Origin of the sequence: Kitasatospora sp. GP30, from assembly GCF_029892145.1 — a bacterium.
GTDB lineage: Bacteria > Actinomycetota > Actinomycetes > Streptomycetales > Streptomycetaceae > Kitasatospora > Kitasatospora acidiphila.
On the sequence record NZ_JARZAH010000024.1, the window covers coordinates 33,514 to 48,417 of the forward strand.

7 protein-coding genes are annotated in these 14,904 nt (G+C 70.4%); 5 read left to right on the forward strand and 2 right to left on the reverse strand.

Translation table 11 applies throughout. The features are described from left to right. Nucleotides 1–1,405: 1,405 nt before the first annotated feature. From P3T35_RS27025 to P3T35_RS27045, 5 genes are read left to right on the forward strand one after another with little or no spacing between them, the layout of a single operon-like run. On the forward strand, nt 1,406–7,432 hold the full coding sequence (locus P3T35_RS27025; RefSeq protein WP_101378359.1) for a type I polyketide synthase: 6,027 nt from the start codon (nt 1,406–1,408) through the stop codon (nt 7,430–7,432). Continuing rightward, nucleotides 7,429–9,252, forward strand: coding sequence for a non-ribosomal peptide synthetase (locus P3T35_RS27030; protein ID WP_101378360.1), 1,824 nt, complete (start codon nt 7,429–7,431; stop codon nt 9,250–9,252). The genes P3T35_RS27025 and P3T35_RS27030 overlap by 4 nt, the downstream gene beginning before the upstream one ends. A gap of 35 nt (nt 9,253–9,287) precedes the next feature. Further along, nucleotides 9,288–11,072, forward strand: a complete 1,785-nt coding sequence (locus P3T35_RS27035; protein ID WP_101378361.1) for a type I polyketide synthase — start codon at nt 9,288–9,290, stop codon at nt 11,070–11,072. Then, on the forward strand, nt 11,069–12,319 hold the full coding sequence (locus P3T35_RS27040; protein ID WP_101378362.1) for a cytochrome P450: 1,251 nt from the start codon (nt 11,069–11,071) through the stop codon (nt 12,317–12,319). Before P3T35_RS27035 ends, P3T35_RS27040 begins: the two co-directional genes overlap by 4 nt. 54 nt (nt 12,320–12,373) lie before the next feature. Continuing rightward, the gene (locus P3T35_RS27045) at nt 12,374–13,069 is read left to right on the forward strand and encodes a formyltransferase family protein (protein ID WP_101378363.1); all 696 of its coding nucleotides are present in this window, start codon (nt 12,374–12,376) and stop codon (nt 13,067–13,069) included. A gap of 84 nt (nt 13,070–13,153) precedes the next feature. Here P3T35_RS27045 and P3T35_RS27050 read toward each other — a convergent pair whose 3' ends face one another. Together P3T35_RS27050 and P3T35_RS27055 are read right to left on the reverse strand one after the other, a co-directional pair. Further along, nucleotides 13,154–13,981: an SAM-dependent methyltransferase gene (locus P3T35_RS27050; protein ID WP_218976610.1), complete on the reverse strand. Its 828-nt coding sequence runs from the start codon at nt 13,979–13,981 to the stop codon at nt 13,154–13,156. A 147-nt stretch (nt 13,982–14,128) separates the two neighbouring features. Further along, on the reverse strand, nt 14,129–14,809 hold the full coding sequence (locus tag P3T35_RS27055) for a FadR/GntR family transcriptional regulator (RefSeq protein WP_101378364.1): 681 nt from the start codon (nt 14,807–14,809) through the stop codon (nt 14,129–14,131). Between the last annotated feature and the right edge of the window lie 95 nt (nt 14,810–14,904).

Here is a 14,904-nt window from a genome sequence, read left to right on the forward strand (position 1 = left end):
TCGTGCCGGCTGACGCCGTCTCAAGATTCTCAACGTCCATGCGGATCAGCTTGCATTGGTCACTCATCTGCTGTCTACCCTCACCCGCACGTATGTGGAGCCGCCCTCCATGGGGTCATGCGCCTACCATCGACCGAGGCGCGCGACACGACGGGGGGACCGCTGAGCCAAGGCACGTTCCCGAACTGCCGGCAGCTCCAATTCAGGTTGCGTGACGCCGGGTTGAATCAGTCGATTCATGCCACCAGCCGCTATGAGCAGGCCAGGAGGGCCAGGCAGAGCCTGACTTCACGTCGTGTGCGGTGCGTTCGGCAGTTGCGCGCGAACTCGCCGCGGCTGCCCTCCGGTCGCTCTCCAAGGTGTGGCAAGCCCGGTAGTGGGCGTAGGGCGAAGCCGCCGGATCTCAGCCCGGCCCGCCACGCCGATCACGCTCTTTGGACCGCAAGCGGGCGGCACTCCGCCCTCGGTCACCGCAGCTTGGTCGATGACAAAGACCGCACGCCACGGGCACCACCGCCCTAGAGCCGGTCGCATAGCAGGCGAGTGTCTACGAAATGGGGCAAAGCTCGGACGGCCCGCTTTGTCTGGTTGTGGCCCGAGAAAACCCGAGTAGGGCCTCCGAATCGAGTTGCCCTTCCGCCACGCCGGTCAGCAAGAACGCTCGACACCGCAACCGGTCGGCACTTGAACAATCCTCTGTTGAACCATGCCGGAAGAGACTGAACCGGCCACTTCCGGGTCAGATCTGGCCAGTACTCCTTCTGCTCACGGATCATAACTTGTCCCACCGCTCACAGTATGGCAGCCTGACGTTCACTGATCGAGCACCGCATGATTGGTGAACTACCGGCAGTGATACCGAATCAGATCCCGACCTGATTCGGCCAGGCTGATTCATCGGGGGTAGGTTCGCGGTGAACGTACCGTTTTTCGACAGCCACGCCTTTGTGTCCGGAGTGGGACGGGCTGTCCGGCACCACACGGATCTCACTGCCCTGACTGGGATTCCTCGTTCTTCTCGGGCTCGCCGTGTTCCCGTTCGACCGATGGGGCCATCACATCGCCGTGTGCAGCCGGGCACGGTCCAGTAAGCGCATTCATACCGAGAGCAACGGCGCAGACTCGCTACCAGCGAAAGCAACCGAAGAGCTGTCCGGTGAGGACTGGGAGCCCGTTGCGCTCGACACGGCGGAGCTGAACCTGCCGTGTCATGAATCATGCCCATGGCCGGCTGCCCAGGCCCTGGTCGGCCATGTCGAGAACCGCCGGCCCGGCCGTGTGCGCCGGCACGGCCAAGCCGCGGTCATCTCAATCCGCTATTGCGTGGCTGACGGACTCTCGCGCCATCAATCCGCCGACGGAAACCTCTACCAGCTCATTCCATCCGCCCCGCCGAGGAGCCGACATGCCCCAAGACCGCGGAGCGCGTGATTTACGCGCCGTAGTAGACTTCCTGATTTCTCGCGTCGTCGAACTGCTGGACGTATCCGAAGACGCAGTGGATCGTTGGACGCCGATGCACCAGTACGGACTGGACTCGGCGAAGTCGATGGCTCTTGCCGCCGCATTGTCTGAATTCCTCGACTGGCGGGTTCCGATCACCTGGATGTGGCAGTACCCGACCGTCGACGCGCTGTCCCGTGCGCTCGTTGATGGTCCACGGGTCGCCGAGCCCGCCCCGAGCACCGACCGCGGTACGGCACCGCGTGAGCCGGTCGCGATCGTCGGCATCGGCTGCCGGTTCCCTGGAGGACCGGACCCGTCCTCGTTCTGGCGGCTGCTGGTCGAGGGCGGCGACGCCGTTGGGCCGGTACCGGCTGGGCGGCGCGAGCTCCTGGGCGACGCAGTGCGCTGGGGCGGGTTCATCGACGGCATCGACCGGTTCGATCCGCTGTTCTTCGGCATCTCACCCCGCGAAGCCGTCCAGATGGACCCTCAGCAGCGCCTGGTGCTGGAGCTGGCTTGGGAGGCGCTGGAGGACGCGGGTATCGCGCCGCACAGCCTGGTCGGCAGCGACACCGGCGTGTTCATGGCCTCCTGCTGGGGCGACTACGCCGCTCTGGCGCACTACCGCGGCCCCGACAGCCAGATCACCCCGCACACCGCGACCGGCATGCACGACGGCATCATCGCCAACCGCGTCTCCTATGTCCTCGGCCTGCAGGGCCCGAGCATGGCGATCGACGCCGCATGCGCCGGATCGCTGGTCTCGGTGCACGTGGGATGCCAGTCGATCTGGCTGGGCGAGAGCGAGCTGGTGCTGGCCGGTGGCGTGAACCTGAGCTTCGTCTCCGACTACTACACCGCCATGGACCAGATGGGCGCGCTCGCCCCGGACGGCCGCTGCAAGTCGTTCGACGCCCGCGCCAACGGCTACGTCCGCGGTGAGGGCGCCGGCGTCGTCGTGCTCGCCCCGCTGAGCGTGGCGCTCGAGCGCGATCTGCCGGTGTACTGCCTGATCAAGGGCAGCTCCTCAAACAACGACGGTCTGAGCAACGGCATGACGGCGCCGAACCCCCAGGCGCAGCAGAAGATGCTCCGCACCGCCTACCAACGGGCGGGCATCGCACCGCACTTGGTGGACTACATCGAGTGCCACGGCTCCGCGACACCGCTGGGCGACCCGATCGAGGCCAACGCCATTGGCGCGGTCCTGGGCGGCGACCGCGCGGAACCGCTGCGGCTCGGTTCCGTCAAGTCCAACGTCGGGCACCTGGAGGCCGCCGCCGGCATCGTCGGCCTGGTCAAGCTCGCGATGTCGATGCGCAACGGCGTGCTGCCGCCGAGCCTGCACTACAGCGCGCCGAACCCGCAGATCATGTTCGACGAATACCGCCTCACCGTCCAGGACCGGCTGACACCGTGGCCGAGACGGTCCGACGCCCGCCGGGGCGGCGTCAGTTCGTTCGGCTTCGGCGGCGCGATCTGCCATGTCGCCGTCGAGGAACTGCCGCGCCCCGAGAACGGGCTCCTGCTGCTGGCCGCGGACTCCCGGGAGGCGCTGGCCGAGCGGGCCCGGGCGCTGCGTGACGAGACCGACCTGCGCGACCTCTGCAGCCGGATGCCCGGCGACGGCCCGTTCCGGCTCGCGGCCACCGCCCGCGACATGGCCGAACTCAGGGCCCAGCTCGACGCCTTCGGCAGTGGGACCACGGCCGCCGGACTGAGCACCGGGGAGCAGGCCGGGCGCAAGCCGCGGGTGGCGTTCCTGTTCTCGGGCAACGGGTCGCAGTGGGTGGGCATGGGCCGGCAACTGCTCGCCGGGATGCCGGTGTTCCGCCGGTCCATGATGAAGTCCGCCCAGCGGATGCGGGAGTTGCTGGGCTTCTCGCTCGTCGACCAACTGCTGGCCCCGGACGGCCGCCTCGACGACATGGACGTCTTCCAGCCGCTGCTGTTCTCCATGCAGGTGGCCCTGGCCGAGGCCTGGCGCTCGCTGGGGGTGGAGCCGGACGTCGTCGTGGGGCAGAGCGTCGGCGAGTTCGCCGCCTCCCACATCGCCGGTGCACTCGACTTCGACGACGCCTCCCGGCTGGCCGCCCAGCACGGCCGGCTCCTCCAGCAACTGGCCGTGGGGCGCGGCGAGGGCATCGTGGTCATGACCGCCGCGGACGAGGTGGAGCCGCAGCTGACCGGCCGGCTCACCGTCTCCGGCCGCAACGGCCTGCGCTCCACCCTGGTCACCGGCACACCGCAGGAGATCGACGGCCTCGTCCAGCGGCTGACCGACCAGGGCGTCACCACCCACCGGGTGCGGATGGGCCACGCCCCGCACTCACCGCTGGTCGACCACGTGCTCGCCCCGCTGAAGGTCGAACTCGACGGCATCAAGCCCAGGACCGCCCGGATCCCGATGATCTCGACGGTCACCGGCGGACTCGTCGACGGCGCGGAGCTCGGTCCTGACTACTGGGCGGCCAACCTGCGCCAGGAGATCCGGGTGGTCGACGCCCTGACGGTCCTGCGCGACCACGACATCGACGCGGTGATCGAACTCAGCCCGCACCCCCTCTTGCTCAAGTCGGTGTCGGAGATCCTGCCGGCGGCGGCCACCCTGCCCTCGCTCCGGCGCGGTGCCGACGAAGCCTCGACCCTGCTCGGCTCGCTCGGTGCCCTGTACACCGCCGGACTTCCGGTCACGGCCCACCCGTTCCTGGCCGGCGACCGGGGACGTCACACCGCCCCGCGCCTGCGCGACGCCGCGGCCGGTGAGCAGGTGCACCTGGTCACCGTCACGGCACGGACGGCGGGCGCGCTGACCGACACCTGCCGCGAGCTGTCCAACCACGTCGAACGCGACCCGGGCCTGCGGGTCAGCGACCTCGCCTACACGCTCGCCGCCAGGCGCACCCACTACAGCCACCGGATCGCCCTGTTCGCCCGCACCCGGCAGGACGTCCTGGACGGACTCGCCCGGATCGCCGCCGGCGAGCCGCACCCCGACCTCGTCACGGGCCAGGTCTCCGGCAGCGTCGACCGGCGGGTGGCGCTGGTGTTCTCCGGCGGCGGCACCCAATGGGTCGGTATGGGCCGCGAGTTGCTGCGCTCGAACACCGTCTTCCGCAGCTGGATGAGCGCCTGCGACGCCGCGGTGCGCGCGGCCGGCGGCTGCTCGGTGCTCGACCAGCTCGCCGCCCCGGCCGCCCAGGCCAGGTACGAGGAGATGGACTTCCAGCAGCCCGTGCTGTTCGCCCTACAGGTCTCGCTGGCGAAGGTCTGGCTCGACCTGGGCATCGAGCCGGCCGCCGTCGTCGGGCACAGCCTGGGCGAGGTCGCGGCCGCCTGCGTCGCCGGCGCGCTGTCGTTGGACGACGCCGCCCGCGTCGTGGTCGCCCGGTCGCACCTGCTCGAGCGCGAGGCCGCCGCGGGCGCCATGATCTCGGTCGACCTGCCGGAGGCGGAGCTGCTGCCCCGGCTCGCCCGCTACGCCGAGCACGCGGCCATCGCCGTGGTCAACAGCCCCACCAGCGCGGCGGTCTCCGGCTCGCCGGAGGCCGTCGACGCCCTGGAGGCCGACCTCAAGCGGGACGGGATCTCCACCAGGAGGATCCGGGTCGAGCGGCCGGTGCACAGCCCCGGCATGGACCCGCTGATCGAGCCGCTGCGCGAACGCATCGACGGCATCACCCCGCTGCCGCACCGCATCGACTTCCATTCCACGGCGCTGGCCGACACGGTGAACCCGGCCGCCGACGTCGACTACTGGGTGCACAATCTGCGCAACCAGGTCCGGTTCGCCGAGACCATCGGTGCGCTGGTCGACCAGGGCATCGGCACCTTCGTCGAGATCGGCCCGCACGAGACGCTGCGCGGTGCGGTCGAGGAGATCGCGCTGACCCGCGGTGCCCGGGTGCACGCGATCAACTCCCTGCGGCGCGACGGGAGCGATGTCCGCTCCCTGCTGGGCGCCGCCGCGTCGTTGTACGTCAGGGGCCTACCGCTCACCTTCGACTCGCTGTTCGGCGACGATGTCGAGGTCGTGGAAACCCCGCTCGTCCAGTGGCAGAAGGACCGCTACTGGATCGACACCGAGCCCCGCCGGGCGCTCGTCCCGGCACTGGCGCCGACCCCGGCCGGCGACACCGCGGCCACAGCCGAGGCCGGTCCGATGGATCACCAGCCGAAGGCGGAGCGGCCGGTGACGGAGCGGCCGGTGGCGGACGTCGTCCTCGCCGAGCTCGCCGAGGCGCTGGGCGTGCCGGTGAGCAGGCTCGACGTGCACGCCGGCCTGCGCGACTTCGGCCTCGACTCGATGCTGGCGATCCGCCTCGTCAACAGGATGCAGGCGCTGTTCGGGCACCGGGTGTCGCCGGTGGTGTTCCTGGACGGCCGGACCATCTCCGAGGTCGTCGGCCACTTGACCGAGACCCTCGCTGGACCGGCCGCGCCCGCGGCTCCGCCGCCCGCACCGCTTCCGCTCCAGGCCCCGCCCCGCGTGCCCGAGCCGGACCGGACGTTCCTCGAGGAGCTGTCCGAGCTGGACGCCGAGGAGCTGCTGGAAGAGCTGGACGCCCGCGGGCTGCTGGAGGCCACCGACGCACCGGCGTTGGAGCAGCTGCGCGCCGACGGCCTCGGCCTCGAACTGGCGCCGGCGTCGCACGGCCAGGCCTCGCTGTGGTTCATGCAGATGGTCGCGCCGGACGCCGTGCCCTACAACTTCATGGTGACCGCCCGGATCCGGGCCGCGGTCGACGAGAAGGCGCTGGATCGTGCCGTGCGGGCCGTGCTGGAGCGGCATCCCGCGCTGCGCACCCTCTTCGTGGAGGCGGGCGGCCGCCTGTACCAGGTCATCCTGGACGAGCCGGTGTACGAGTTCGTCGTGGTGGACAGCTCCGGCCTGGACGACGAAGAGGCCCGCGAGGAGCTGGCCTGGCACGGGCACCAGCCGCTCGACCTGGACAACGGGCCGCTCGTGCGGATCGTCCTGATGGCGCGCGGGCCGGCCGATCACTACCTGCTGGTACTCGTCCACCACATCGCCTCGGACGCGGCGTCGGCCGACGTCATGATCCGCGAACTCCAGGAGCACTACCAGGGCGCCGATCTCGCCGACCGCGCGCCGGCTGCCCCGTACACGGAGTTCGTCGCGTGGGAGCGGCGGTGGCTGGCCGGGCCTGCGGCGGGCGCGGCGCTGGACTGGTGGTCCGGGGTGCTGGCCGATCCGCCCGCCCACCTCGACCTGTCCGCCAAGGAGCGGCCGGCGGGCGTCACCTATGAGGGCCGCGACCTCGCGTTCCGCTGGAGCGCCGAGGAGACGCGCCTGCTGCGGGAGTTCGCGGTGCGGGAAGGCGTGTCGATCAGCACCGTGGTGCTGGCCGGGTTCTTCGCCACGCTCCACCGTGCGGTCGGGGCCGAGGATTCGGTGCTGGCCACCGCCATCGCCCAACGGGCCGAACCGGGTTGGGAGTCCGCCATCGGCTACTACCTCAACACGGTGCTGGTCCGTGCGAAGCCTGCCGGCGACCGCAGCTTCCGCGACCTGCTGCGCGAGGTCCACGCTTTCTCGCTCGGCCTCCTGGAGCACATGAACTATCCCCTCGACCTGTTGGCGTCCCAGCTGAAGCCGCCGCGGGCCGAGGGCCGCTCCCCGTGGTTCGACGTGGTGGTCAACTGGCTGTCCTCGGAGGCGTTCCCCCGGTCCGTCAAGCTCTTCCACGGCGTCGGTGACACCCTCACACCCGACGGCGCGCTGCCGCTCGAGCCGCTTCAAGTGCGCAGGCACTTGGCCAAGTTCGACCTCGAGATCTCGATGGCCGACATCGACGGCGAGGTGGCGGGCCACGTCCAGTTCAAACCGAGCTACCTGGAAAGGCAGACCGTGACGGCACTGCTCGCGCTGTACCGCACCGTGCTCTTCGACTCGATCGCCCAACCCGACCTGGCCCTCGGCGACATCGCGCCGACCGGCCTCCCCGAGGAGACGGACCAGTGACCGAAGCCCTGCACTGCGCGTTCGTCGAGCTGGCGGCCAAGACCCCCGAGGCGATCGCGGTCTACTCCGATGCGGGCGTCCTGACCTACGGCGAACTGAACGAGCGGTCCCGGGTGTTGGCCGAGCGGCTCACTGCCGACGGCGCGGGACCGGGCGTCCCGGTCGGCATCTGCGTCGAGCGCGCCCCCGACCTGCTCGTCGGCATCCTGGCGGCTCTGCGCACCGGTTCCTGCTACCTGCCGCTGGACCCGAACTACCCCGCCGACCGGCTGGCCTTCATGGTCCAGGACAGCGGGACCCGCCTGCTGCTCACCACGCCCGCGTCCCGGGCGAGTTGCCCGCCCGGCCCGACCGTGGTCGTGCTGGGCGAGACCGTGGTGACCGAGCCCGGCACGAAGCCCGTGGCAGTGGTGCCGGGCGACACCGCGTACGTCATCTACACGTCGGGCTCCACCGGTACGCCCAAGGGCGTGGCCGTCCGGCACAGCGGGTGCGTGGCGATGCTCGCCGAAATGGACCGGGTCCTCGAGGGCTGCGACCTGAGCGGCGTCTCGGCGGCCAGCTCGGTCTGCTTCGACCTGTCCGTGATGGAGATCTTCAACGCGCTGTGCCGCGGCGGTGCCGTCGTGCTCGTCGAGAGCGCGGTGCACCTGTCGGAGAGCCGGTACGCCGACCGGATCACCCACCTGAACGTCGTCCCGTCGGTGATGAACGGCCTGCTCGATGCCGGAGCCGTGCCTGCGAACGTGCGCACGGTGGTGTTCGGCGGCGAGGCCCTGCGCCGCAAGCTGGTGGACCGGACCTACCGGGAGACCGGCGCCGACCGGGTGTTCAACGCCTACGGCCCCACCGAGGGAACCGTCTTCTGCTCGTTCGGGCCGGTGTCCGAGGACGGCACCGGCGAACCGACGATCGGCCCGCCGACGGCCACCGACCGGGTCTACGTGCTCGACGGGAACCTGGAGCGGCTCCCGGCCGGCGAGTCCGGCGAGCTCTACCTCGGCGGCGCCGGCCTCGCGCACGGCTATGTCAGCCGGGCGAGCACCACGGCCGAGCGCTTCGTACCCGACCCGTTCCGCCGCGGCGAGCGCATGTACCGCACCGGAGACGTCGTCAAGTTCACCGACGGCGGCGAACTCCAGTTCCTCGGCCGCACCGACCACCAGGTCAAGTTGCGCGGCTACCGCATCGAGCTGGAGGAGGTCGAGGCCCGGCTGACCGGCTGCCCCGAGGTCCGGGAGGCCGCCGCCGTCGTCCGTGGCAGCCGGCTCGTCGGTTACGTGGTGCCCGCGGGCGACGGCGCCGCACCGGACGGCCCCCGGCTGGACACCGGCCTGCAGAGCGCCATCACCGGCAGGCTCGCCGTCGAACTGCCCGACTACATGGTGCCCGCGACGCTGGTGTTCCTGACCGCCCTTCCGCTGGGGCCGGGCGGGAAGCTCGACCGCAACGCGCTCCCCGAGCCGCCGGCCGCCGACCCCGGCGGGCCCCTGACGGCCGCCGGCTCGCCCACCGAGGTGGCGCTGTCGGAGATCTGGGGCCAGTTGCTGGGCCTCGAGCCGTCGGGCATCGACGTGCACGCCGCCTTCTACGACCTCGGCGGCGATTCGCTGCTGCTCGTCCGTCTGGCCCGGCTGATGACCCGGCGCTTCGACCGCCGGGTCCGGGTGCCCGACCTCTTCAGCTTCCGCGACATCTCCTCCCTCGCCCGTTGGCTCGACGACGAGAGCGGCGCCGCCCCCGAGGTGGTCCAGTCGGCCCGCCTGCGCGCCAGCGCCCGCCGTGCCGCGTTGCGCGGCCGCGGCGCCGCCGGCCGCTGAGTCACCCCCACTCGATACGAAGCAGGAGCCTTCCCATGACCGACAGCCCCGAGCAGGACTACGACCCGGGCGATGTGGCCGTCATCGGCATGTCCCTGCGGGCGCCCGGAGCCCGCACCAAGGAACAGTTCTGGGACAACCTGGTGCACGGCAGGGAGTCCGTGTCGTTCCTGGCCGAGGAGGACATCCATGTCGACGAGACGCTGATCCACAGCCCGTTCTACGTGCGGGCCTGCGGCGTGCTCGACACGTACGACAAGTTCGACCCGTCGGTGTTCGGCATCAGCGACCGGATGGCGGCCGCGATGATGCCCGAGAACCGGCTGTTCCTGGAGAGCGCGTGGGAGGCGCTCGAGGACGGCGGCTACGACCCGGACCGGCTCAAGGCCGAGATCGGCATGTACGGCGCCAACAACCCGCAGACCGCCGCGCTCTACAGCTCCCCGCCGGACCGGGTGTCGGTCGGCCCCGAGGCGATCGAGGCCAGCCTGGCGTGGTCGCCGGACACCATGACCTCCAACGCGCTGTACTACATGGGGCTCACCGGCGAGGCCGTCACCGTCGCCGCCGTCTGCGCGGGCTTCCACTACGCGGTGCACCTGGCCTGCCAGTCGCTGCTGCTCGGCCAGACCGACATGGCGATCGCCGGCGGCTCGATGGTCCGCCTGCCGCACCCCCGGGGCCACCTGTGGGAGGAGAACCGGGTCCTGTCGAAGGACGGCCACTGCCGCCCGTTCGACGCCAACGGCACCGGCACCGCGCTGTCCAGTGGTGTCGTCACCGTGCTGCTGAAGCCGCTGGGCCGGGCCGTCGCCGACCGCGACCACATCTACGCCGTGGTCAAGGGCTCGTCCGTCAACAACAACGGTGTCAGCGCGATGGCGTACGGCCTGGCCCAGCCCGAGCGGCTGAGTGCGTGCATCGCGGGCGCCATGGAGGTGGGCGGCGTCACCCCGGACACCGTGTCCATGTACGAGGCCAACGGTCTCGGCCTGCCGATGACCGACGAGCTCGAAGTGCACGCGGCGAGCATGGCGTTCGGGAAGCAGACCGCGACCACCTCGATCGGCGGAGTCAAGGGCAACGTGGGCCACGGCGGCGTGGTGTCGGGCGGCTTCGGTGCGATCAAGGCCGCGCTGGCGCTCTACCACAAGCAGCTCCCGATGACGATCAACCTGACCGAGGTCAATCAGGACATCGACTTCCCCAGCACCCCCTTCGTACCGCAGCTCGAAGGAGCGGACTGGGAGCCGGAGGCCGGCATCCGCCGCGCGGGCATCACCTCGATCGGCGGCGGCGGCTACAACGCGCACCTGCTGCTGGAGGAGGCGCCGACGGCCACCGGGCGCGCCCCCGAGCACGAGGGCAGGGCCCGGCTGGCCACCCTGTCCGCCATGGACGACGACGCGCTGGCCCGGCAGCGCGCGCGGCTGCGGGCCTGGTTGGAGGCCAACCCCGAACTCCGCCTGGACGACGTCTGCTTCAGCCTCAACCTCGGCCGCAAGGTGATGGCGCGGCGGTGGGCGGTCGTGGTCCGCAGCCGCGCGGAGCTGATCGCGGCGCTGTCCGAGGACGCCGCACGCGGCCCGGCCACCACGACCGCCGCCGCCCCGCAGGCGGACCCCGGTTCCTTCTCGCTGGGCGACAACGGGATCGTGCCGTCGGGCACGGACGCGCAGGCGCTGTCCGACCTGGCCGCCGCCTGGGTGACCGGCCGACAGGTGGACTTCGACGCCCTGCACCTGGGGGAGGCCAGCCACCGGGTGCCGCTGCCCACCTACCCGTTCCTGCCGCGCCGGTTCTGGCGTACGGACTGGTGACCGTGAGCACACCGGCACTGGACACCTTGGACCTGGGCGACCCGGCCACCTTCGCGGGCCGTGACCTCGACGGGTTCTGGCGCACCCTGCGGGACACCGCCCCGCTGCACTGGAACCCTCCGGTGGACGGCCGTCGGGGATTCTGGGTGCTCTCCCGCCACGACGACATCCTGGCCACCTACCGGGACGACGTGAACTTCACGTCGGAGCGCGGCAATGTGCTGGTCACCCTCCTGGAGGGCGGCGACGCCGGGGCCGGCCGGATGCTGGCCGTCACCGACGGGCACCGGCACCACGAGCTGCGCAAGATCCTCCAGCGGGTGCTCTCGCCGAGGGTGCTCGACGAGGTCGCGCTGACGGTCCGGACCAACACCCGGCAGTGGATCCGCGAGGCGGTCGAGGCCGGCAGCTGCGACTTCGCGGAGCAGATCGCCGGCCGGATCCCGATGACCACGATCTCGAACCTGCTCGGCCTGCCCGAGCAGGACCGGGACTACCTGCTCAGCCTGACCAGGACGGCGTTGTCGGCCGATGACGAGGACGTCGACGAGGTCGACTCCGAGGTCGACTCCGAGATGGCCCGCAACGAGATCCTGATGTACTTCATGGACATCGTCGAGGAGCGGCGCGGGTCGCCGGGCGACAATGTGATCAGCAGACTGATCGGCAGCTCCATCGACGGTGTTCCGCTGTCCGACGAGGACATCGTGCTCAACTGCTACAGCCTGATCATCGGGGGCGACGAAACCAGCCGGCTCACGATGATCGACTGTGTTCACACGCTCGCAGCCCAGCTCGAACAGTGGCGGCGGCTCAAGCACGGCGAGGTCGCGGTCGAGACAGCCGTGGACGAGGTGCTGCGCTGGGCCTCGCCCACGATGCACTTCGGGCGCAGCGTCGTACGGGAGACCGAACTGCACGGCGTACGACTGCGGCCGGGCGAGATCGTCACGCTTTGGCACGCCTCCGGCAACCGGGACGAACGGGCCTTCGCGCGGCCCGAGGTGTTCGATCTCGGCCGTACCCCCAACAAGCACCTGGCCTTCGGCTACGGCCCGCACTTCTGCGTCGGCTCGTACCTGGCCAAGGTGGAGATCGCCGAACTACTCAAGGCCCTGCGGGACTTCACCACCGGATTCGAGCTGACCGATGAGGCGCTGCGTATCCGGTCCAACTTCCTGACCGGGTTCTCCACGATGCCGGTGCGGTTCAAGCCCGATCACTGCGGACTGAAAGAAGTCGACTGATGAACGGGACGGCTTGACACCGACAACACCTGACCAGCGATCACAGGAGTGCGGATGAACATCTACGTTTCGGGACAAGGGGCATTCGCGGTACAGGTCGCGGAAGCCCTGCTGGACGAGGGATACAAGATCGTCGGCGTAGCCGCCCCCCGGCTGCGCAAGGGGCGGTCCGACGAGAGCAACGCGATGTCCTGGGACCGCCTGCGCTCCTGGGCGTACCCCAGGGACATCCCGTGGACGGACTCGGCCGAACTGCGCGCGATGCACGTCCCGGACGGAGTGGACATCATCGTCGCGGCGCATTCACACGCTTTCCTCGGCCGCCACACGCGCGCCAGAGCCGCTGTCGCCACCATCGGGTACCACCCCAGCTTGCTGCCCTTGCACCGCGGCCGGGACGCGATCCGATGGACGATCCGCGACGGCGACAAGGTGACGGGCGGGAGCGTCTACCATCTCACCGAACGCACCGACGCCGGCCCGCTCGCCGCCCAGGAGTTCCTGTTCGTGCCCCCGGGGTCGACCGCGCAGAGCCTGTGGCGCGATCACCTGGCGCCACTCGGTGTGCGATTGCTTTCGAAGGTGGTCGCCGACCTCGCTGCGGACCGGCGGATCGAGGTCCCCCAGGACGAGAAGCTGGCGACCTGGGAGCCCGCGATGGGCGCGCCACCACTGTTCAAGCCCGAACTCATCGCGCTGCCCGGAACAGCACAGGTCGACGGCAGCAAGCGGGCACTTCACGACCGGTGAGGGCCGTGTGCCACTCGAAGCCGCAGCCCTGCGCGCAACTGAGTACTTTTCAATCTGGAGTTGCGGCTCACGGGGCTGACTCGGCTACGGCTTGCGGGCGAGGGCCCCGTGCATCTGGACGTGCTCGTCGGGCAGCGCGGCGGACTCCTCGTCCGGCTGCCAGCGGTGCACCAACTGCACGCCGGGGTCGAGGAGTTCCAGCCCGGCGGAGGTGAGGAGCGCCGCCACCTCGGCCCGGGTGCGGGCCCGCGCCGGGATGCCGCGCGCGGCGTAGACGGCCAGCCCCTCGGTGACCTCCGTCGGGTTGCTGTCCGCCGTGACGGTGGACAGCGCCAGCAGGCTCCCCGAGGCAAGCGGAGCCATCAGCTCCCGGATGACGGCACGGGCCGCGTCCTCGTCGGTGACGAACTGCAGGATGGCGAAGAGACTGACCACCACCGGCTGTTCCACGTCGAGGATCTGACGCACCTGCGACGAGGCGGCGATGGCCCGGGCGTCGTGCAGGTCCGCGTCGACGTAGCTGGTCCGGCCCTCGGGTGAGCTGGTGAGCAGCGCCCGGGCGTGCACGAGTACCAGCGGGTCGTTGTCCACGTACACCACTCGGGCGTCCGGGTGCACAGCCTGCGCGACCTGATGGAGGTTCGGCTCCGTGGGCAGTCCCGTTCCGAGATCCAGGAACTGGCGAATGCCGTGCTCGGCAGCCAGGTGGTGGGTCATGCGCCGCATGAACTGCCGGTTGGCGCGCATGGAGACGGGCAGGCTCGGCCACACCTTGACGATCTCCGCTGCGGCTTCTCGGTCTGCCGGGAAGTTGTCCTTGCCGCCCAGGAAGAAGTCGTAGATGCGTGCGGAGTGCGCCACATCCGGGCGCAGCGCCGATATCGACTGCCCTTCCGGCTCGCTGGTCCGCATCCAGTCCTCACTCCGTGCCATCATCCACCCCTGGTCCACCATCAAATCGATCACGCGTGCCGCCCGCACACACGCAGCACGCATCATGGCACGCCGCCGCGTTCACCGCACGAGACACCCCGGAAACGTCTTTCACCCGCCGCACCCTTACAGCCCCGACTCGCCGACGGCCAGCCAGTCCTCGACGGCGGCGACGTGCACCATGGCAACGCTGGAGGCGAGTTGGGCGTCTCGTTGGACGAGTGCGCGCCAGATGGCCTCGTGCTCGCGGTGGGCCTGTTCGCGGGCGGGTGCGTGGTGGGTGCCGCGCACGATCCGCAGCCGCTGGGTGTGGGTGGAGAGAATGCCCAGCAGTGTCGAGAGGACCGGGTTGCCGAGGGAGTCGGCGATGGCACGGTGGAACTCGATGTCCAGTCTGATGAATTCCTGGATGCGGATGGCTGCCGCGCTCCGGTCGAGGATCGCCCGCAGCTCGGCGAGCTGGTCATCGGTCAGCATGCCTGCCGCGAGGGCGGTGACCTGTGGTTCCAGCAGCCGCCGGACCTGGAGGAGTTGCTGCGCGGTGTGGCCGTGGGACACGTCGGCTGCGAATGCCATGCTCTCCAGGAGCAGGTGCGGTTCGAGTCCGGAGACGTAGGTGCCGTCGCCCTGTCTGGGAACGAGGATCCGCAGTGCCGTCAGCGCCCGGACGGCTTCGCGCAGGGAGTTGCGGGACAGACCCAGTTCGTCGGCGAGGTCGGCCTCGTTGGGTAGCCGGGATCCGGGCTTGAGGATGCCGGAGACGATCATTTCCTTGATCTTCTCGATGGCTTGGTCCGTTACCGCCATGATGTCGTTCCCTTCGCTGTTCCTCGTGCGGGCAGTGTCGGGCGCCTCCCCGCGGTGTCCGTCGGGGCCGGGGCGGTACGGCCGAGTCCTCTCCC

Excerpts from the sequence above, each read along its gene's own strand:
- P3T35_RS27025 (WP_101378359.1), top strand. The coding sequence starts at position 1,406 with ATGCCCCAAGACCGCGGAGCGCGTGATTTACGCGCCGTAGTAGACTTC.
- P3T35_RS27035 (WP_101378361.1), top strand. The coding sequence starts at position 9,288 with ATGACCGACAGCCCCGAGCAGGACTACGACCCGGGCGATGTGGCCGTC.
- P3T35_RS27045 (WP_101378363.1), top strand. The coding sequence starts at position 12,374 with ATGAACATCTACGTTTCGGGACAAGGGGCATTCGCGGTACAGGTCGCG.
- P3T35_RS27050 (WP_218976610.1), bottom strand. The coding sequence starts at position 13,981 with ATGCGGACCAGCGAGCCGGAAGGGCAGTCGATATCGGCGCTGCGCCCG.
- P3T35_RS27055 (WP_101378364.1), bottom strand. The coding sequence starts at position 14,809 with ATGGCGGTAACGGACCAAGCCATCGAGAAGATCAAGGAAATGATCGTC.